Source organism: Agrobacterium sp. MCAB5, assembly GCF_052114365.1.
GTDB lineage: Bacteria > Pseudomonadota > Alphaproteobacteria > Rhizobiales > Rhizobiaceae > Agrobacterium > Agrobacterium tumefaciens.
On record NZ_JBFREP010000202.1, the window covers coordinates 1 to 513 of the forward strand.

1 protein-coding gene and 1 pseudogene are annotated in these 513 nt (G+C 56.3%); both read left to right on the forward strand.

The window, feature by feature from the left end; all coding sequences use genetic code 11:
* On the forward strand, nt 1-190 hold a 190-nt coding region (locus AB4Z23_RS28220), incomplete at its 5' end, for a hypothetical protein (protein WP_441361274.1).
* A pseudogene (locus tag AB4Z23_RS28225) lies at nt 184-513 on the forward strand (Ti-type conjugative transfer relaxase TraA); the annotation flags it as partial. The gene AB4Z23_RS28220 and the pseudogene AB4Z23_RS28225, both read left to right, overlap by 7 nt.

Below are 513 nucleotides of genomic sequence, written 5' to 3' on the forward strand. Positions count from 1 at the left end.
CGGGCGGCTGGATGACGAGGCAGCACGGCAAAATGCCGAACTGATCCGCCAAAAACCGGAACAGGTTCTGACGCTGATCAGCCATGAGAAGAGCGTGTTCGATCGCCACGATATTGCGAAAACCTTGCATCGCCACATCAATGATGACGCCCAGACATTCCAGAACGCCTTTGCGGCTGTTTGGTTCTGACGCTGATCAGCCATGAGAAGAGCGTGTTCGATCGACACGACATTGCGAAAACCTTGCATCGCCACATCAATGATGACGCCCAGACATTCCAGAACGCCTTTGCGGCTGTTTTGGCGTCGCCAGCGCTCGTGGAACTTCAGGCTGAGCGCATCGATGCCGAGAGTCGAGCGTGTTCCAAAGCGCGCTATTCGACGCGCGACATGATCGATCTGGAACTGCGCATGGCGCGATCGGCGGAACGGTTGCATCAGGCGCAGTCCCATGGCGTTGATGCTCGCCATGTCGAGCGTGCGATAGAAAAACAGGATCACGCTCTTCGGAAA